This is a genomic window from Bacillus sp. DX4.1 (assembly GCF_030348195.1).
Classification (GTDB): Bacteria; Bacillota; Bacilli; order Bacillales; family Bacillaceae_G; genus Bacillus_A.
The window spans coordinates 4,656,727-4,678,071 of sequence record NZ_JAUCFT010000008.1; the positions used below are offsets into that span (position 1 = coordinate 4,656,727).

The 21,345-nt window shown below is 39.0% G+C and carries 14 protein-coding genes and 1 pseudogene; 9 read left to right on the top strand and 6 right to left on the bottom strand.

Translation table 11 applies throughout. From position 1 onward, the window contains the following. Positions 1-56 precede the first annotated feature (56 nt). The 3 genes from lldP to QUF99_RS26800 all read right to left on the bottom strand — a co-directional run bounded on the left by lldP (position 57) and on the right by QUF99_RS26800 (position 3,161). Positions 57-1,718, bottom strand: a complete 1,662-nt coding sequence (gene lldP, locus QUF99_RS26790) for an L-lactate permease (RefSeq protein ID WP_289374143.1) — start codon at positions 1,716-1,718, stop codon at positions 57-59. A 533-nt stretch (positions 1,719-2,251) separates the two neighbouring features. After that, a complete protein-coding gene (locus QUF99_RS26795; RefSeq protein WP_289374145.1) occupies positions 2,252-2,746 on the bottom strand; it encodes a metal-binding protein in 495 nt (164 codons plus the stop codon). A 49-nt stretch (positions 2,747-2,795) separates the two neighbouring features. Further along, on the bottom strand, positions 2,796-3,161 hold the full coding sequence (locus tag QUF99_RS26800) for a YkvA family protein (protein ID WP_289374148.1): 366 nt from the start codon (positions 3,159-3,161) through the stop codon (positions 2,796-2,798). 548 nt (positions 3,162-3,709) lie between these two features. On the opposite strand from QUF99_RS26800, the gene QUF99_RS26805 reads away from it, so the two are divergent. From QUF99_RS26805 to QUF99_RS26825, 5 genes and pseudogenes are all read left to right on the top strand, one after another. Next, positions 3,710-5,638: an LTA synthase family protein gene (locus QUF99_RS26805; RefSeq protein WP_289374149.1), complete on the top strand. Its 1,929-nt coding sequence runs from the start codon at positions 3,710-3,712 to the stop codon at positions 5,636-5,638. An 820-nt stretch (positions 5,639-6,458) separates the two neighbouring features. Beyond that, the gene (locus QUF99_RS26810) at positions 6,459-7,331 is read left to right on the top strand and encodes a D-amino-acid transaminase (protein ID WP_289374151.1); all 873 of its coding nucleotides are present in this window, start codon (positions 6,459-6,461) and stop codon (positions 7,329-7,331) included. A gap of 512 nt (positions 7,332-7,843) precedes the next feature. Continuing rightward, positions 7,844-9,613, top strand: a complete 1,770-nt coding sequence (locus QUF99_RS26815) for a C40 family peptidase (protein ID WP_289374152.1) — start codon at positions 7,844-7,846, stop codon at positions 9,611-9,613. 547 nt (positions 9,614-10,160) lie between these two features. Further along, on the top strand, positions 10,161-11,372 hold the full coding sequence (locus QUF99_RS26820; RefSeq protein WP_289374153.1) for a NupC/NupG family nucleoside CNT transporter: 1,212 nt from the start codon (positions 10,161-10,163) through the stop codon (positions 11,370-11,372). A 109-nt stretch (positions 11,373-11,481) separates the two neighbouring features. Continuing rightward, positions 11,482-11,733: pseudogene (locus QUF99_RS26825) on the top strand (glycosyltransferase family 2 protein); the annotation flags it as partial. A 322-nt stretch (positions 11,734-12,055) separates the two neighbouring features. Here the strand turns inward: QUF99_RS26825 and QUF99_RS26830 are convergent. Both QUF99_RS26830 and opuD read right to left on the bottom strand, forming a co-directional pair. Beyond that, entirely contained in the window at positions 12,056-12,190 is a 135-nt protein-coding gene (locus tag QUF99_RS26830) for a hypothetical protein (RefSeq protein ID WP_286122731.1), read from the bottom strand. Between the two features lie 267 nt (positions 12,191-12,457). After that, positions 12,458-13,987: a glycine betaine transporter OpuD gene (gene opuD / locus QUF99_RS26835; RefSeq protein ID WP_289374154.1), complete on the bottom strand. Its 1,530-nt coding sequence runs from the start codon at positions 13,985-13,987 to the stop codon at positions 12,458-12,460. A gap of 675 nt (positions 13,988-14,662) precedes the next feature. Between opuD and QUF99_RS26840 the strand changes: the two genes are divergently transcribed. From QUF99_RS26840 to QUF99_RS26855, 4 genes are all read left to right on the top strand, one after another. Further along, on the top strand, positions 14,663-15,532 hold the full coding sequence (locus QUF99_RS26840) for a cell wall-binding protein EntA (RefSeq protein ID WP_289374155.1): 870 nt from the start codon (positions 14,663-14,665) through the stop codon (positions 15,530-15,532). Positions 15,533-15,622: 90 nt separating this feature from the next. After that, a complete protein-coding gene (locus QUF99_RS26845) occupies positions 15,623-15,931 on the top strand; it encodes a DUF3910 family protein (RefSeq protein WP_289374157.1) in 309 nt (102 codons plus the stop codon). Between the two features lie 251 nt (positions 15,932-16,182). Beyond that, positions 16,183-17,802, top strand: a complete 1,620-nt coding sequence (locus QUF99_RS26850; protein ID WP_289374159.1) for an SWIM zinc finger family protein — start codon at positions 16,183-16,185, stop codon at positions 17,800-17,802. Continuing rightward, a complete protein-coding gene (locus tag QUF99_RS26855) occupies positions 17,786-20,542 on the top strand; it encodes a DEAD/DEAH box helicase (RefSeq protein ID WP_289374160.1) in 2,757 nt (918 codons plus the stop codon). Before QUF99_RS26850 ends, QUF99_RS26855 begins: the two co-directional genes overlap by 17 nt. Positions 20,543-20,839: 297 nt before the next feature. Here QUF99_RS26855 and QUF99_RS26860 read toward each other — a convergent pair whose 3' ends face one another. Further along, the gene (locus tag QUF99_RS26860; RefSeq protein WP_289374163.1) at positions 20,840-21,325 is read right to left on the bottom strand and encodes a VanZ family protein; all 486 of its coding nucleotides are present in this window, start codon (positions 21,323-21,325) and stop codon (positions 20,840-20,842) included. Positions 21,326-21,345 lie beyond the last annotated feature (20 nt).

Below are 21,345 nucleotides of genomic sequence, written 5' to 3' on the forward strand. Positions count from 1 at the left end.
TAGCAAGCGATGATATATACAAAAAGATGCCCATCTAAAGGGCATCTTTTCTTTGCTTACGGTATCATCCACGTTAAATAGTATGCTTGTACATATGTCATAATACCCACAATAGTAACGAAGAATAAGCTATGTTTTACTGTAAATCGAAACAGGTCAGATTCTTTTCCTGCTAGTCCTACTGCCGCACACGCAATAGCAATCGATTGCGGTGAAATCATTTTACCCGTTACGCCACCTGTTGTATTTGCAGCAACAAGTAATACTTCTTTTACGCCAACTTGTTGGGCTGTAATCGCTTGTAAGTTGGAGAATAATGCGTTGGCAGATGTGTCTGATCCAGTTAAGAATACACCAATCCAGCCAAGGAATGGCGAGAAGAATGGGAATAGGCTCCCTGTTCCTGCTAGCGCTAAAGCTAACGTAGATGATAACCCAGAGTAATTTGCGATGAATGCAAAGCCTAATACAAAACCGATAGATAAGATTGGCATTTTTAACTCTTGCAATGTTTCTTTAAATGTTTCGGCCGCTTGTTTTGCACTCATTTTGAGCACAAACATAGAAATGATACAAGCAATTAAAATCGCTGTTCCCGTTGCCGATAAAATATCAAGCTTTAATACTGCATCATAAGGTGTTGGTTTATTTACAATTGGCTCTGCCTTCATAACCAAATTGTGCAGACCAGGAATTTCAAATTTAAAAACAAGACTTTCTAATGCCCCGCCCGGAACAAATAATGCTTTAAAGAAATTTTGACTCCAAATGACTACCATAACCGTTAAGATAATGAACGGTGACCAAGCCTTAACAACTTTTCCTGCTGTTAATTTTGGCATAGATGACATCGTTGTTGTCGCCGCGGCTTCTCTATTTGCTTGATTCGTTTGATAGATTTCTTTTGGCTGCCATACTTTTAGGAATAACGCTAAACAGACTAAGCTAACAAGTGCTGATGTAATGTCCGGAAGTTCCGGTCCTAAAAATGTCGCTGTAATAAACTGTGTAATTGCAAATGAACCACCGGCTACAAACAGTGCTGGCCATGTTTGTTTTACACCTTTAAAACCATCCATTAAAAATACGATAAAGAACGGCACAAACATGGATAAGAACGGCAATTGATGTCCTGCCATTTGTCCGATTTTATGCGGATCAATCCCCGTTACTTGTCCCGCAACTGTAATTGGAATCCCCATCGCTCCGAATGCTACCGGTGCTGTGTTTGCAATTAAACAAAGTCCTGCTGCATATAACGGATTTAATCCAAGTCCGGCAAGAAGTGCCGCTGTAATTGCTACTGGCGCACCAAATCCCGCTGCTCCTTCTAAAAACGCACCGAATGAGAAGCCGATTAAAATCACGAGTAGACGGTGGTCATTCGTAATGGAAAGAACCGATGCACGAATGACATCAAACTGTCCTGTTTTAACAGAAATTTTATATAAAAATACCGACATAATAATAATCCAAGCAATTGGCCATAACCCATATGTAAAACCATATCCAGTTGCTGCCATCGCCATTGTAAACGGCATTTTATACGCAAAAAGCGCGACAAGAATTGTTAATACAACTGTGATAAACCCTGCAACATACCCCTTCATACGAAAAACGGCTAACGCTAAGAAAAAAAAGATAATTGGAATAAGTGCTACCGCCGCAGAAACCCAAATATTCCCAAACGGATCGTAAACTTGTGTCCATGTACTCATTGTCCTTCTCCCTTTCTGTAATCCCCCTGTTTTCAAATCCCTATAACCTTATCAATAGACTATCCGGTCATCATACCTTTAAGCCCAAAAATAGAAAACGCTTTCTGAAAACGTTTCCTATTTTTACTTTACCATATCATTTTCGTTTTACAAAGATGTTTTTGACGAATTTTCTCATTTTTTCGTTAAATTAAGTGTTCTTTAATCCAAAACTATCTTTTTTATCAAGATTGGAGCGTGATAACATACTACAGGTTGACTGCATACATTACTGCCCATTAAGGTCTTATACTATTACAATCTTAATTTTCGGAACACCCCATGTAATAGAGGTCAAAGAAAGATTCTATCAAAAGACATTTATATAGGAAAAAAAGCGATTTAATTTCTTTTTCATTTTTTAAACAAACGTTTGATTAATTGTGAGAAAGGCTTATCAACACTACACATTTCGTCTTAAACAAACGTTTGATTAAACGCCTCACTACCTGCTCAGCATGGTACAAAAAAAGCACTTGCAATATGCAAGCGCTCTACCTTCTTCTTCTTTTTTTCTTTCTTCGCATAAGCCTTTTTCGGCGCGTATTCAATCGATCCGCCAAAATATGTAACGCACTTGCAGCGATGACACCAATAACAAATGTCGCTAGAGCAACATCATGCTCCTTGGCAATCGCCAGTAGCTGTCCGTCTAATACCGTTTTATTTAAGATGTATAGAAACGGAGAAAAGACAATAAGCATGTACAGAATACGCAGCAAATCACCAAGAATAATCGTATGCGTTAACACAGAACGATGCGGCATTACAGTTTGATACGGATACCAAAAAATACGTAGCAAGCCCCATTTATTATAGGCTGAACTATGAATATCCAAATCGGGTGTTAAAAAAAACGTACCGGCTAAAAAGCCAATTGCAAAAGCAAGCAAAAAATCAAAATTTGTTAGTCCATACGAAACAAGCATAAACAAAACAATCGGAAGAGAAAGTAGGTTTATTTTTGTATGGGTTTTTCCTGATGGCATAGTCCACTTCCTTGCTTGTGTTTCCCCTGCCAATTTCAGCAGTTTTCACTTATTGATCTAATTTTTGATCGATAAACGATGTGTCTATATCAGAACCAAACCAACCTGCTAATTTCATCCGTGCTTTTTCTTTTACATCTTCATTTACATACATTGATGCTTGCAGAAGTGCAGCTGTTAACGCACCTAAATCATCTGTATAACCAATGCCAGCTATAAAATCAGGAATCGCATCAATTGGAGCAATAAAATAAGCAAGCGCCCCAATAATTGTCGCTTTTACACGCTTTGGAACATCCGGTCTTTGCAACACATAAAGCAGCAATAAGCTCGCATAAATAACGGATTGTCCTGCTTGTTTTGCCACATGTTTCACTTTATTCCAAAACGCTTCGACTGAAAACTTTCGTTCCATGTAAAAGCCCCCTTGTTTTATGTTCTTCGTTTACGAGAAAGGTAGATGTATCTTCAAAAAGAAAAGATTTACGTGGTCCCTATACAGTTCATCAAATATACACATAGCCCATCTATGAAAGTCTATTGTAACAGACAACAAACAAAGGAACAAGTGTTCGCAAACATTTTCCACTCTCATAATTTCATATTTCTCAATATGAAATGTTCTATTTCTCTTAAAATTCTCTCTTATCTTTGTTATATTTTCTAGTTGACGAGCATATAAACCAATGTTAAAGTTTTCCTTGTCAACAACATTGAAAAAATACAAAAACTGTAAAATGTTATAGTATTCCTAAGAAGTGAATTTTGTTGTATAATACAAAAATGACGTTATGCTTATAAGCAACAAAAGACATGGCAGGAAAACAAAAGGGTATGCATAGTTAAAGTCGTATATGGGAGATATAAAAAATTCTACTCATGGCAAAGAAAACTATGTATTTTTTATTTTAGCATTTTTCGCTCAAAAATCGACCAAGCCTGATATAGAAAGGGTGGAAATGAATGAAGGAATCTTTAAAGTCACAATTTGCAAATGTGCGCTTTACTTTGTTCGTTGCTTTAGCCGTATGGCTAAAAACTTACATTATTACACGCACGAGCTTTGATTTAAAACTTGAATCTTTCATGCAAGAGTTTATCTTATTTATTAGTCCATTAGCAGCATCTTTACTTCTAGTGGGGCTAGCATTATTTGCAAAAGGGAAGAAACGTAACTATATAGCACTTGGAATTGATTTTGTTTTAACAATCGTTCTTGTCGGTAACGTAATGTTCTACGGATTCTACAATGACTTCGTTACTTTACCGGTACTTGGGCAAACATCCAACTTTGGACAGCTAGGATCCAGTGTGAAAGAACTACTTAATTACAAAATCATCGTTGCATTTGCTGATATTGTTATCTTTTCTATTCTATTAAAGAAAAAGAAAAACTTTGCAAAAACAGAACGTGTGTCACGTCCAATGCGTTCCCTATATTTCGTAGCAACAGTAGCAGTTTTCTTCGCAAACTTAGGTCTTGCAGAGACAGAGCGCCCAGAACTATTAACACGCTCATTTGACCGCGTAATGCTCGTGAAAAACTTAGGTTTATACACACACCAAGTATATGATCTTGGCTTACAAGCAAAATCAAGTTCACAAAAGGCTTTTGCTGATGGTAGTAAATTACAAGAAACAGAAAACTATGTAAAAACAATACAAAGCAAGCCAGATCCAAATATGTTCGGCACTGCAAAAGGGAAAAACGTAATTGTCGTTTCTCTTGAATCACTGCAAACATTCTTAATTGGTGCAACTGTAAACGGTCAAGAAGTAACACCATTCTTAAACCAATTTGCAAAAGAAAGCTATTACTTCGAGAACTTTTTCCACCAAACAGGTCAAGGAAAAACATCGGATGCTGAATTCTTAGTAGATACATCCCTATATCCATTAGACCGCGGTGCTGTATTCTTTACACACGGTAACAACGAATATACGGCAACACCAGAAATTCTGCGTCAGCAAGGGTATTACACATCTGTATTCCATGCAAACAACGCAACATTCTGGAACCGTAACATTATGTATCCTGCACTTGGTTACGATCGTTACTATAACGAACTTGACTACAAAATTACACCAGAAACAAAATTAAACTGGGGATTAAAAGATATCGAGTACTTTAATCAATCAGTGGATATGCTAAAAGAAGTGAAACAACCATTCTATTCACGCTTTCTTAGCTTAACCAACCACTATCCATTTACGTACGACGATAGCACAAAATTAATTGAACCTTACAACTCCGGTGATCGCGTATTTGACGATTACATGGTAACAGCACGTTACTTAGACGAAGCGATAAAAAACTTCATCGAACGTCTGAAAGCAGAAGGTCTTTATGATAATTCTGTCATCGTCTTCTACGGTGACCATTATGGTATTTCTGAAAATCATAACCGTGCGATGGCACAGTTCTTAGGAAAAGAAGAAATTACTACATTTGATCATATGAACTTACAACGTACACCAATGTTCATTCACGTTCCTGGTCAAACAGAAGGACAAACAATTTCAAAACCAACTGGTGAAATTGATATTAAACCAACAATTCTAAACTTACTTGGTGTTGATTCAAGCAATGACATTCATTTTGGTCACGATGTATTCTCACCAGATAATAAAGGATTCGTTGTCCTTCGCGATGGAAGCTTTGTAACAGACAAATATATGTATACAAACAGCACCTTCTACAACCGCACAACTGGTGAAGTAGTAGAGGTACCAAAAGAAGAAGCACAAGCAATGATTGATCGTGCACAAAATGAACTACGCATGTCTGATAAACTCATTGAAGGAGATTTACTTCGCTTCTCTGAAAGTAACAAAATTAAAACGGGTCAAGTAAAAACAAAGATTAAAGAAGACAAAAAAAGCGCTGAGTAATCTCAGCGCTTTTTTTTGTCTATTCCATCTACGTTTAGCAATAAAGTGAAACTTGGATTAGTAGGGTCTTCATCCCCCATCTAACTAACTTCTTGATTTCCTACCAAATTTTAAGATGAAGGGATTATTACCTGCAAATGGCGGGATAAAATTACACAATCTTCACCAAATTTTTACAAGAAATTCACGAAACTTCTCTATAATAAACCTTGTAAACAATGTTCTGTTCATCCCCTACTTATCATTTCACGATTTTGTGGAAAGTCCCCTTTGGGATGACAGTACCATTTGTGTAACTAGCTTTCTGATGTTGCTGAAAAGCAGCATCCATTGTCTGAGTAGAGCCGAGTCAGTTTGGTGTTTATATTTCTAGGCTATACCAGGGCAATATCCCTATGCAACAAGCTACCCTCCTTATGCAACATTCTATATGAATGTTGCTTTTTTTTATGTACAAAAGCAGGATTCTCATTTCCCACTTACGAATTTGTATATGCGAAATACAGTAAAATCTCTATCAATTAAGCAGCTTTCTGATGATTAGTTGAGCACCCTGGACTCTTACGGACAGCTTGTTTTAGATTTACTTTTTAAAACTATAAGGAGGACGACCTTTGCCCTGTTACTGTTAGTGCGGGATAAAGTGAAACTTTAATCAGTGGGAGTTTTCTTCATCTCCCACTGATTATTAGCCCTCACCAATCGGGCCTTTACCAGCAGTTTATCCTTCACCTATCTTCTTTGATTTCCTTAGAATCTTGAGGTGGGGGTATTACTGCACGTTAATGCGGGATAAAATCGAGAAGGGACGGGAAGTAAAATGGCATACGAACGGTTCATATTATGGAATGACGCAATTATTGATACAAATAAAAATCAACCGTACATACAATTAGAAGAGCGTGGTTTACAATTTGGAGACGGCATATACGAAGTAATCCGCATCTATAAAGGGGCATTCCACCTATTAGATCCTCATCTAACAAGGCTATACCGCTCAATGGATGAAATAGAATTAACATTACCCTTCTCTAAAGCACAACTCATTACATTGCTCTACAAATTGCTTGAAAACAATAACTTTCAAGAGGATGGAATTGTCTACTTACAAGTTTCTCGAGGTGTTCAAGCTCGTGCACACGCATTCTCTTTTGATGCAACCCCAACAATCTATGCCTATGTTGTGATAAAGGAACGCCCTGCTTTATGGATTGAATATGGCGTTCGTGCAATATCAGAGCCTGATGTACGCTGGCTTCGTTGTGATATTAAATCCCTTAACTTATTGCCGAATGTGTTAGCCCATACAAAAGCAGAACGAAAAGGATGTAAAGAAGCGCTCCTTGTTCGTAACGGAATCGTTACAGAAGGCAGCCACTCTAACTTCTTCCTTGTAAAAAATGGCGTACTCTATACACACCCTGCCAATCACTTAATCTTAAACGGTATTATTCGGCAGTACATTCTATCTTTAGCCAAAACACTGCAGATTCCCTTACAGGAGGAATTGTTCAGTATTCGTGATGTTTACAGTGCGGACGAATGCTTTTTTACAGGAACAACTTTGGAAATCCTGCCTATGACACACCTGGATGGAACAGCTATTCAAAATGGTCAAGTCGGTCCTATCACCAAATTACTACAAAAAACGTTTGTCCAAAGTTTTTCTACTTCTCACATCCCTTTTCCTTAAAGTACGTGTTCATAAAGGAGGATAAAGTGAAACTTTGATTAGTGGGGGTTTTCTTCATCGCCCACTAATCATTATCCTTTACCAATCGGGCTTTTACGGGCAGTTTATCCCCACCTAATTTCTTGACTTCCTGCCGAATTTTGAATTACTGCCCACAAATAGCGGGGTAAAGAGAGCCGAGCGGTTCGAGACGCAGAAGCCAGGAAGATACGGAGTGTAGATTGAACTACATGAGTACCGGAGTGGCAAAAAAACGAAGAAATAGGATGACAATCTTGATCGGATTTTTTGAACATCTTCTTAAAACGGACATTCATGCCCTATCAACTTTTAATATATGTATTTTCATTAAAAATCAAGGTGGTATTTCGCACCTTAATTTTTTTTGTATCCTTTTTGTCATATTCGGATTCCTTCATAAGCCTTGACATCAATCGACAAGCACCTTAAAATTTTTAACAGTTGGTAAATATTTCATCACTTTAATTACAGACAGAAAGGAATCGACAAAAATGAAAAAATACCTTGCCGGTCTCGCGGCAGTGTCTGTAGCAGGAGGAGCAGCTCCTACATTGGATACCGTTCATGCAGCAGCTAACGAAAACGCTCAACCACCTGTTACACAAACTGTTCAAGCAGCCCCACAAAACAATTCAGATTACACAGTAACTGCTGACGTATTACACGTTCGCACAGGCTCTAGCACTTCTCATGACATTATCTCTCGCGTATATGAGGGTCAAAAATTAAACGTAATTGGAGAAGAAAATGGTTGGTTCAAAATTAACCATAAAGGACAAACTGGTTACGTTAGTGGCGAATTTGTCGCAAAGAATGGTACACAAGTAAGCACAAGCGGAAACAAAAAAGTAACCGCTGACGTATTGCGTGTTCGTACAAGCCCAAATACTTCTAGTTCTATTATGGGACGCGTGTATGAAGGTCAAGCACTACAAATTATCGGAGAAGAAAACGGCTGGTACAAAATTAACCATAACGGACAAACTGGTTACGTTAGCGGGCAATTTGTATCTGGTAATTCTTCAAATGCTGGTTCTACAAATAACAACAACAACAATACAGTTACTCAACCTGCAAGCGGAAACTATACAGTAAATGTATCTTCCCTTCGTGTTCGTACAGGCCCTAGCACTTCTCATACTACTTTAGGTTCTGTTCATAAAGGACAAGTTGTAAAAGTTGTAGGCGAAGTTCAAGATTGGTTTAAAATCAACTATGCAGGACAAACAGCTTACGTTAGCAAGGACTACTTAACAAAAGGCGGTTCTAATACAGATGTTGTTCAAGGCAACGAACAGAATCAAAATCAAAATCAAGAACAACCTAATAATAATAATGATAATGTAACGGTTCAAACTGGCGGTACATATGTTGTAAATACAACATCTTTACGCGTTCGTACAGGTCCAGCTTCTTATCATAGTGTTATTGGCGGCGTATTAAATGGCCAAACATTAGACGTAACTGGCGTTGAAAATGGTTGGTTCAAAATTAATCACCACGGAAAAACTGGCTATGTAAACAGCGAATTTGTGAAGTTCGTAAAAGGTGGCACAGCGAAACCAACTACACCTGAGCAACCAGACCAAGGACAAGAACAAAAGCCACCAACGGTTGTTGGCGACTACTACATTAATGCAGCTGCATTAAACGTACGTAGTGGCGAAGGTACGAATTACAGTGTAATTGGTGCTCTTCCACAAGGTCAAAAAGTACAAGTTCTATCTGAGCATTACGGATGGAGCAAAATTAACTATAACGGTCGTACCGGTTATGTAGGAACTCGTTTCCTATCTAAAACACCAGTTGGTGGTATTCAAGAAAATAAACCTAGCCAACCGGGCAACAACAACAACAACAACAACAACAACAATAACAATAACAATAATAACAACAGTGGTAATACATCATCTCTACTTGAATATGCAAAATCGATGGCAGGCGTACCATATGTATGGGGCGGCACTTCTGCTAACGGTGTTGACTGTAGTGGTTATATTTTCCACGTATTTAACAAATTTGGTCACAATATTAGCCGTCAAAGTGTAGCAGGATATTGGAGCAGCTTCCAAAAAACTTCAAATCCACAACCAGGCGACTTAATCTATTTCCAAAACACTTATAAAGCTGGTCCTTCTCACATGGGTATCTACCTTGGTGGCGGATCATTTATTCAAGCTGGCGACAATGGCGTAAAAGTAGCTTCATTAAGTAACTCTTATTGGAGCAGCCACTTCTTAGGTTACACAAAAGCTCCTTAAGTTATAGTTTAAGAGTCTTCTAGATTACTAGAAGACTCTTTTTCTATTTTCATAGATTGTAAACCATTCCCGCACAGACTATATTAAAAAACCGAAATAAAACCTTTCTTTTTAGGTGGGAGAGAGCATCCATTCATGCATAGAAGCGGTCAGATCCTTTTCCTGCCCCATGCCAAGTGAAAACAGAGAGAGAAAACGGGTGTAGGTCACCTTTTGTTATCCATAGTCGCGGCTTATATGTCGAAAAATCAAAATGGATTTATATACTCCGAATAATGTTTGGCTTTTTCTTTATTTCATACACTATATTTCGCTCAAATATGCTATAACGCCGTAATAATCATGTGTTTTTTCGAAAATCGTAACAAATTTCATTATTTTAGGATAGATATGTGCTTTTTTGTTAAATTTTCTTTTTATTTTAACTTTTTTGTAGATGTTTGACCTCCGATGTCTGGTGTGATACGTTACTTAAGATGTTATTTTCATGGAAGTATATACATCTACTATATATACTTCTGTACGATGAGAGAGGAGATTATACTGCATGAATGTTTTATGGGGAATTGGCGGCGTGCTTGGAATTTTAGCAATTGCTTTTCTACTATCTTCCAACCGCAAAGCTATTAATTGGCGCACAATTTCAATTGCGCTAGCACTACAAATGGCTTTTTCATTCGTCGTTTTACGATGGGATGCCGGAAAAACTGGTTTAAAATATGCCTCTAACGGTGTTCAAAGCCTAATCAATTTTTCTTATGAGGGGATTCGATTCGTTGCTGGTGATTTAGTAAACGCAAAAGGTCCTTGGGGATTTGTTTTTGTTATTCAAGCACTACTTCCAATTGTATTTATTAGTTCATTAGTAGCAATTTTATATTATTTCGGTATTATGCAATGGTTTATCAGTATCGTCGGTGGTGCACTAAGCAAACTTCTTGGTACTTCTAAAGCAGAAAGTTTAAATGCTGTAACAACTGTTTTCTTAGGTCAAACAGAGGCACCAATTTTAATCAAACCTTACTTAACACGTTTAACAAATAGTGAATTCTTCGCAATTATGGTGAGCGGTATGACAGCCGTTGCTGGATCGGTTCTTGTCGGTTATGCAGCAATGGGAATTCCGCTGGAGCATTTATTAGCAGCAGCCATTATGGCAGCTCCATCAAGCTTATTAATCGCAAAACTAATTATGCCAGAAACAGAAAAAGTAAATAATGATGTAACGCTTTCTACAGAGCGTGAAGATGCAAACGTCATTGATGCAGCAGCACGCGGAGCATCTGAAGGAATTCAGCTCGTTATCAACGTTGCAGCAATGCTAATGGCATTCATCGCATTAATTGCCGTACTAAACGGCCTTCTAGGATGGGTTGGATCTTGGTTCCACATTAAGCTTAGCCTGGATTTAATTCTTGGTTATCTATTATCTCCATTTGCCATCTTAATTGGTGTGTCACCAAACGAAGCAGTACAAGCAGCTGGCTTCATTGGACAAAAGCTTGCAATCAACGAATTCGTTGCGTATGCAAACTTAGGACCACACATGGCAGATTTCTCAGATAAAACAAATATGATTTTAACATTTGCAATCTGCGGTTTCGCAAACTTCTCTTCTATCGCAATCCAGTTAGGTGTAACAGGAACACTCGCTCCTTCACGCCGTAAACAGATTGCACAATTGGGAGTTAAAGCAGTACTAGCAGGTACGCTAGCAAACTTCTTAAACGCAGCCGTTGCTGGTATGATGTTCTTATAAAAACTCCCCCACTTATCTCCTTAAGTGGGGGTTTCTTGTGTATCATCATCTTCAATAGATGCTTAACACGAGTGGAGTTGACACAGTTTCCTGATGGCACAACCCCTCTATTCCATCGGCAAACGCCTTTGGAACTGCTTTTTTATTTTCAGGATTACTCATCTATTATTCCTTCCTAACAATTGCTGGCCTTGTTCATCGAAATCGAAAGCTAAGAAATCGCACATTAGATCATTATCCAAGCGTGGATATTCTGATTCCAGCCCATAATGAAGGTGTTATCATTATGGACACATTAGCAGCAATGGCAAACATCGAATACCCTAGGAAGCTAATGATTTATTTATTAAATGATAATTCACCCTTGCCCTACAGCCACGAATAAGAATATATGTTCGCTTCTATTCCTATCACTAGCGTACACTAGGTTGCAAAAAAAGGAAATAAAAACTTCGTGCTGTCCACGACCACCATTCATCCCCTCCCATGCCCGGCACATGCTTGAAGAAGGAAACTTCTATCGTAGTACTGTTAAGTATAAAAAATAAGCACAGAGCGCCGTATGCTCTGTGCTTATTTTTTATCTTGAAATATATATCTGACAATACCCCTTAGTCGAAAGCTATTTCACGTCCATCCCCCAACGAACGAGTTACTTTCATTTATATACGAAAAAGTGACTGCTATTTTTGTAAAACCAACTGCTTGTCTTGTTGTTCTGTATATTTCTCAGTTTTTGGTTCCGTGTTTTCTTGCACATTACGATGTGCCACACGTTTCAAACAAATATGCTTCCACTTTCTTTCGTAACGCTTCATTATTCTAGATGTCCCCCTTGATACGCTTAAAACTCAGTTTGAAATCGCTTACAGGAAATAATATAACACATATACGGAAAAGTGACAACACATTTCCGACAATTTTTTGTCAAAAATATGGATTGGTTTTGACAATATATTGAGGATATATCAATGGTTCGACATTCTAGGACAATACACGTACAAAAAAACGAGCTGATTCAAAATCAGCTCGTTTCTTCTATTATTATTTATCCCGCTATTTGCAGGCAGTAATACCCCTACTAATTAAAGTTTCGCTTTATGATGATCGGGATGACGACCTTCCTTTTTCAATTCTTGAAATAACGAAACAACCATAAAGAAGATAACAAATATAAACGGAAAGGCTGCAATAATCGAAGCTGTTTGCAGCGCTGTTAATCCACCGACATATAGTAGAGTGGATGCTAATGCAGCCAGTACAATACCCCAAACTAATTTAATACGATTTGGTGGGTTTAAACTCCCATTTGTCGTTAACATACCAAGAACAAATGTCGCAGAGTCTGCTGATGTAATGAAGAATGTTGAAATCAGTAGAATCGCCAGAACAGATAAAACTGGGCCAATACTACCCATTTCATGTAATACAGCAAACAGACCAACTTCTGTACCCATTTCTTTAATTTGACCATAAATATTTGCACCCTCAAATAGCTCCATATGAATACCTGTTCCACCAAATACAGAAAACCAAAGCGCACCGATCAGCGTTGGAACAAGTAATACACCGATTACAAACTCACGAATGGTACGCCCTTTTGAAACACGGGCAATGAATGTACCAACAAATGGTGACCATGCAATCCACCATGCCCAGTAGAAAATTGTCCATGACTGGATCCACTGGTTCCCACCTTTATCTAACGGACTTAAGCGGAAGCTCATGCTTGGCAATTCTTGAATATACGAGCCAATTGTCGAAGTGAAATAATTCATAATAAAGTTTGTTGGACCAGCAAATAATACAATACCCATAAGTGCAAAGGCCAATATAATATTCGCATTACTTAAATACTTAATTCCTTTATCTAATCCTGTTTGCGCCGATAACATATATAGAACCGTTACGATTGCAATAATAATGAGCTGCGTTGTAAATGAGTTTGGAATTGCCGTTAAGTAGCTGATGCCACCTGCAATTTGTTGTGCTCCTAGCCCTAAAGAAGTGGCAACACCAAATACCGTCGCAAATACAGCTAGTACATCAAACGTACGTGCAATACGTCCATTCTCGCCACTCTTAAATAGAGAACCAACTGTCGCACTAATTGTACTTGGCTTTCCTTTTCGGAATGTAAAATATGCGATACACAGTGCAACAAGTGCATATAAGCCCCATGGGTGTAATCCCCAGTGGAAGAATGAAAAACGAAGTGCAAGGCGCGCACTCTCTTCCGTTGCGCTTTCTCCGAACGGCGGCGTGTATAAATGATTTAACGGTTCCGCAACGCCCCAGAACACCAAACCGATTCCCATACCCGCACTAAATAGCATAGCAAACCATGTCATATAACTATAATCTGGTTCATCATCATCTTTTCCTAAACGGATCGAACCATACTTTGAAACGATTAAAAAGATCGTAATTCCTAAGAAAATCGAAACAGAAATAATATAGAACCAACCGAACTTACTAACTAACACGGTTTGAATCGCAGTCGTTACATTGCCTAAACTACCTTTTCCCATTATAGATTCGGGAATAATCCCCCAAATTGTAAATGTCATACATAATGCTAATGAGACGATAAATGTTCTTGTCAGTTTTCTCATCAAATCCCCCTTTATAGGTTTCTTTTTTTTGTGAAATTAATTAAATTCCAATATGATGAATCGGATAAAGTGAAACTTTGATCAGTGGGGGTTTTCTTCATCCCCTACTAATCATTAGCTGAACGAATCGGGCTTTTAGGGGCAGTTTATCTCCCACCTAACCTCTTTACTTCCTGCCGGACTTTGAGGTAGGAATATTAATGTGAGATAAATGCGGGTGGAAAGTAGATTTTTTCAAAAAAAATGGTGCGTTACAGTTATAAAAAGGACAAATTTGTTCATTACGATCCTTTCTTTTTGTAACATTTATGCGGTTATTTTGTTGGGATATAGCATTTCTTTGTGAATGAATGAACAAAATATTTATGTTTATATAACTATTTTAGACATAAATAGACATAATACTCAAGGAATGCAATACTTCAGTAAACATTTTGTAACATTACAGAAACATTAGTATCTCTATTGAAAAAAACTGTACGTGTTAAAAAAGAGAAAAATGTCTTTTAAACTACCTAGGGCATTAGCTAGAAAACCGCTTTCTTTCATCCCTGTTTATATTACAAAGTATTAATGTCTTATTACGAATGGTTTGTAATTATGTGATTTCCCAAATCCGCGAAAAAAGTGTTGCTATAATGAGGGCACGAAAACAAAAGCATATGGAGGCTATTCATGAAAAAACTAATTGGTATAGCAACAGCAGCAGTTTTTGGTCTTGGGATTTTCACATCTTCTGCACAAGCAGAAACTATTGTCACAACAGACGTATTAAATGTACGCGAAAACCCAACTACTGAATCACAAGTTGTAGGAAAATTACTAAATGGTAATAAATTAGATGTTACAAATACACAAAACGGATGGTTACAAGTTAAATTAGACGGTAAAGACGCATTCGTAAGCTCAGAATTTACAAAAAGCATCTATTATGTAACAACAAACGTATTAAACGTACGTGCTGAAGCAAACACAAACTCAGAAATTTTTGGTACGTTGAAAAAAGATGATATCATCGAAACAACAAATCAAGTACAAAACGGTTGGTTACAATTCGAATATAACGGAAAAACGGCTTACGTTTATGTTCCTTTCTTAACAGGTACAGCACCTGTTATTGAAAAACAAGAAACGCCGGCTCCTGCTAAAGCTGAAGCACCAGCTAAAGGTCAGGCACAAGCGCAACCAGCAGCTAAGCCTGCTGTAAAAGCAGCAACAACGAACACACCTTCAGGTGGCCGTGAGTTAACAGTTGTAGCTACAGCATATACAGCTCATCCAAGCGAAAACGGTGGCACATATGGTGGCCGTGTATTAACTGCAATGGGTCATGACCTAACAGCAAACCCGAACATGAAGATGATTGCTGTTGACCCGAAAGTGATTCCACTTGGATCAAAAGTATGGGTAGAAGGATATGGAGAAGCAATCGCTGGTGACACTGGCGGTGCAATTAAAGGAAACCGTATCGACGTTCTAGTTGGTTCTGATTCAGCTGCTGACAACTGGGGACGTAAATCCGTAAAAGTGAAAATTTTAAAATAATGCTATTGTTGCTAAAAAGTGAAGCCAGTTCTCATCTATTGAGAGCTGGTTTTTATTTTTCTATAATAGAACAATAAAGGAGGCCATATAATGAATATAAACGCAAAAGTAGACTGGATTGGCACACCCAAACCTTACATATACAAAGACGACGTAGCATACGATGCGATTGCCATTGATTTTTCACTCGAACATGATGATAAACGCTATAAACTGATCGCACTACAGCGCGGTGAACACGTGCAATATAAACTTGTACAATATGGTGTCAAGCCAGGTTCCCAAAAGCCATTTCCGATTGATCTCCCCTTTAAAGATGAAATGCTTCCGTTAATTGAGGGAATTCTACAAGATCCCTACGTACAAGCGATATTACAGAAAAAAACTACCTCTTCCTAAAAGAGATAGTTTTTTTCATGTTAGTGCGTTAGACCAATTTCCCATCCGCAGGAACTGTAATAAAGCGAACCTTTAATCAGTGAGGGTTTCTTTATCCCCCACCTAACTTCTTTGCTTTCTGCAGAAATTTGAGGTGGGGATATTACAGCCCGCGAATAGAGGGATACATCCTCAGAAATTCATTTTTTCTGTTTTGTATGCTTTTTGTTTATAATGGTAAAGGAAAGAAATCTTTTGTACGGAGGAAAATTATGCTGCAACATTCAATTACGAAAGATGAAATTATGATGATCGCCAACGAATTTGTACAGGGGCTTGATCCGCAGCAAGCAGCCGATCAAGAGCATGTCGCTACCGCTCGGCAGTTATACCGCAGTGGTTTCGTCTATAACGTTGATTTCGACGGTTATACATTATCAGGAACCGTCGACTCGAGCGGAAATGTGTATAGCGTCCATATTCCCATTCGTAATGTCTCAGAAAGCTATTGCGATTGTTTTGCGCCAACGCAGTGTGAGCATATGCTCGCTGTATTATTGTCTGCAGCTTCTAGCTTCGGGCAAGTGGGAGATGTTTTAACATTATTTAAAAACAAAACGAAACCATCTCTCCCTCCAATCCGAACGGCACGGCAAGTATTACAAGCTTCCTCATTTGAAGAGACGGACTATAAAAGTTGGCACTCGTATTTCAAATCTGAATATGACTCTTTTCAAAAGGAACAAGCGCGGCTTTCGTATAAACAAATGTATTTTCTAATGAGCATCTTCACGGATTTTTATATGAAAATAGAACGCAAAGCACCGCGTATTGTCGCGATTCATGAGCTATTTAAATTGCACGGAGCACTCTTTTGCTTTCAGAAATTATTAGAAGAAATTCAAACTTTTGAGACGAAGAAAATCTATTCCTATCACCAACCCATTAACGTTGTTCGGCTTTTCGTCGATAAAGTAGAATCACTCGTACGCGATTTAAAATCAGAGTCGATTCCAGCTGAGTGTAAACCGATTTTACAAGAAACTGCACGTATGGTGCATAACATTTTCTTCTCAACCGATACATTTGCACAGGAGCGATTCTTTATTTATCGGCACCTATGGGGTGAATTACTAACAGAACCGGCTTGGCTACAAGAAGAAGAGAAACAAATTGAATCGAAGATCCATCCGCTCTCAAAAGCATTAGCATCCTCACATCTTCTCTTCCTACAACAAGAAGATAACGCTGCAATGCGCTTACTCGAAAAACAGCCTGCGCAGGTCGTTGGACTCTATTTTGACTGGCTGGAAGATTTGCTGAGCACAATGCAATGGGAGCGTGCCAAAAAATGGCTTTCTTTCACATATAAACAAGTGAAAGAAACGATGACAGATACGAAAGATGCCATTTTTGTAAAAGACATCGTCCGTTTATTTGTCATGATGTATGAAACATATGCGACGCACACAAATGAGCAGGCAGGCCTTGAAATGATCCTGCAAGAACTGTTGCCATACAGCTTCACAAGCTATGAACAATACGTATTAGCAAAAAAACAATATCATACGTGGACGGAACTTCACCTTCTGCACGGATTCGAAGCAATTGAGTTATTAAAAGAACCGCTAAAAGAAATCGAAAAAGAAGTACCTGAAGCAGCACTTCCGCTCTATCATCTCGCCGCGGTGCAAGCGATTGAAGAAAGAAATCGAAAATCCTATCGCCGCGCGGTTCGTTACTTAAAAAAATTACGAATGCTCTATAAAAAATTGAAGAAAACGGATGAATGGGACGTTTTCATTGTACAAATTGCAAGCCTGCATTCACGCCTGCGGGCATTGCAGGAAGAACTGCGGAAAGGAAAGTTAATCGATGACCATACAAACTGAAGTAACCATTCGACTCCAGCACATAAGTACAGGTTGGTTTCTTTGGGCGGAAGATGAAACTGGATCACCCTTACCTGTAGAGGATTGGAAGCGCAATGCCTTCACATGGCATTCTACATCCTTCTACGGTACCTTTTTGAAAGAAGGTACCGTAGAAGAGCGAATCGGCATTATGCTGACAAATATTCAAGCGTTTGAGTATATTGCCAAAAAACCGATGAACTCCTTTGCTAAATTACAAATGAATGGTCCCATTACTGCACTCACGCCAAACGCAAAAGAATTATGGGATGCTTATGTAGACGGAAACTTTTTACCTGATATGAAACATTGGAGCGAATATCCATCGTGGAAAGTTACAGGTGTTCCAAATGAAGATGAGACGATGGCAAATCTCTTCTCAGATGCCATCAATGAAACAATTCGCCAAGATGCCCGTTCAAGTGATGCATGGAACGATGCAAAACGATTATATGAGCATTATGACTTTACGAAAAGACAGCTGGAAACAGCGATGCACGAAGAGGATTGGCTGCGAAAAATTGGTTATATAGAAGACGACCTTCCGTTTACAATCGGCCTTCGCCTGCAAGAACCACAAGATGAATTTGAGATGTGGAAGCTCGAGACCATTGCAACAACGAAACGTGGTGCACATCGAACATATGTGTACGATGGTACCGATTCATTACCAAAGCGATGGCAAAGTCATGAACAGCGCATTATCGAAGCTCAAGAAGGTTTTGGCAAACTCGTACCGTGGTTACGAGAAGCTGACCAATTCCGGGATGAACTCTACGAAACGGAAGCATGGAACTTTTTAACAGAGGCAAGTAACGAGTTACTCGCGGCTGGCGTTTCTATTTTACTACCATCTTGGTGGCAAAATTTAAAAGCTTCCAAACCGAAGCTACGTGTCCATTTGAAGCAAAGTACAAACCAGACGCAGGCCTTCTTTGGCATGAACACCCTTGTCGATTTTGACTGGCGTGTATCAACCAATGGGATTGACCTATCAGAAAAAGAATTTTTCGATCTCGTAGAACAAAATAAACGACTCTTCCGTTTGAACGGTCAATGGATGCGACTTGACCCTGCCTTTATTGAAGAAGTGAAAAAGCTAATGAAGCGCGCTGATAAATACGGTCTCGAAATGAAGGACGTTCTGCAGCAACACTTATCAAACACGGCAGAAACAGAAATCATCCAGGAAGACAATCCATTTTCAGACATTGAAATCGAGCTAGATGATTATTACGACGAGCTCTTTCAGAAATTGATACATATCGGAGACATTCCAAAGGTTTCCGTGCCAACTTCCTTGCAAGCCACACTTCGTCCGTATCAAGAACAAGGTGTGGAGTGGCTTTTATATTTACGAGAGCTCGGGTTTGGGGCACTATTAGCAGATGACATGGGGCTCGGAAAGAGCATTCAAACAATCACTTACTTGCTATACACAAAAGAAAACCAGCTGCAAACAGGGCCGGCATTAATCGTGGCACCTACATCTGTTCTTGGGAACTGGCAAAAGGAATTTGAGCGCTTTGCACCGAGCTTACGCGTTCAATTGCACTATGGAAGCAATCGTTCCAAAGGCGAGACATTTAAAGACTTTCTCCAGGATACAGATGTTGTGTTAACATCATATGCACTTGCACAGCTTGATGAAGAAGAACTGAGTACACAGTGCTGGGATTCGATTATTCTAGATGAGGCGCAGAATATTAAGAACCCGCATACGAAACAATCACGGGCCGTCCGCAACTTGCGAGCAAATCACAAAATCGCCTTGACGGGTACGCCAATGGAAAACCGTTTATCAGAGCTATGGTCCATTTTCGACTTCCTGAACCACGGCTATCTCGGAAACTTATCACAGTTTCAGCGCCGCTTCGTAACGCCGATTGAAAAGGATCGCGACGAAGCAAAAATCCAGCAAGTGCAGCGGTTCATTTCACCATTCTTACTGCGCCGTACAAAGCAGGATCAAACAGTCGCATTAAACTTACCGGACAAACAAGAACAAAAGGCATACTGTCCGCTAACAGGTGAGCAAGCGTCACTATACGAACAAATGGTGCAAGATACATTGCAAAATATTAAAGGATTAACGGGAATTGAACGACGCGGATTTATTTTACTAATGCTGGGTAAGCTAAAACAAATTTGTAATCACCCCGCCCTTTATTTAAAGGAGACAACACCGAAAGATGTCGTGCAGCGATCCATGAAGACACAAACATTAGTGGATCTCATTGAAAATATAAAAGATCAAAATGAAAGCTGCCTCATTTTCACGCAGTATATTGGAATGGGGAATATGCTAAAAACCATATTAGAAGAGAAGTTTGGACAGCGTGTTCTCTTCTTAAATGGTAGTGTACCGAAGAAAGAGCGTGACAAGATGATTGAGCAATTCCAAAACGGAACGTACGATATTTTCATCCTGTCATTAAAGGCCGGCGGAACAGGTCTAAACCTAACCGCAGCAAACCACGTCATTCATTATGACCGCTGGTGGAATCCGGCTGTAGAAAACCAAGCGACAGACCGTGCACATCGCATCGGACAAAAGCGATTTGTACACGTTCATAAACTCATTACAACAGGAACACTTGAGGAAAAAATCGATGAAATGCTAGAGCGAAAACAATCGCTCAACAACGCGATTATCACAAGTGACCGTTGGATGACAGAACTATCAACAGATGAACTGAAAGAACTACTTGGTGTATAGAAACTGGTGTGATATCGTATATTGTCGAACGGTCGATATACCTTGTCGAAATGCCGATATATTCTCAGAAGCGGTCGGTATATATCCATTTTGATTTTTCGACATATAGCCGCGGCTATGGATAACAAAAGGTGACCTGCACTCGTTTTCTTTCTTTGTTTTCACTATGTCTGGGGCAGGAAAAGGATCTGACCGCTTCTATGCATGAATGGATGCTCTCTCCCACCTAAAAAGAAGGGGTTTATGTCGGTTTTTTCATTTGTATTTATATAAAAAAGGAGCAATCCCTAATAGGGATCAGCTCCTTTTTCTTTTCCAAAACCAGTTACTTATTGTAATTCCCGTTAATCCACCGCACGTATCCAGCAAAGAGTCTTGCCACATCGGTGTACGGTCACCTGTAAATGCTTGATGAATTTCATCAAATGTTGCATACCCCGCAATGAAAAGAAGCGCAAATAAGAAGGAACGCTTTCTTGAAAATCCAGAGCACTGCAATGCATAATACGTGAGTGCCCCAAGCATAAAGAACACCATAAAATGAGCCCCTTTACGAAGGAAAAACTCAATAAAACCGCCAACGCCTTTATTTTCAATACTGACCGGTGTCCCTCCGCCATAATCGATAGATACCCATGAAAAGTAGCCTGTCACAAACTCTACATTGACATACTTTTCAATTTCCGGGCGCATATCCTGCTTCTTATATGGCTGAGCGGAAGAATAAAAAATGATTCCCATCCATAATAAAACGGGAATCCAAAATAACCATTTACGATTCATTTCTAGAAACTCCTCACTAT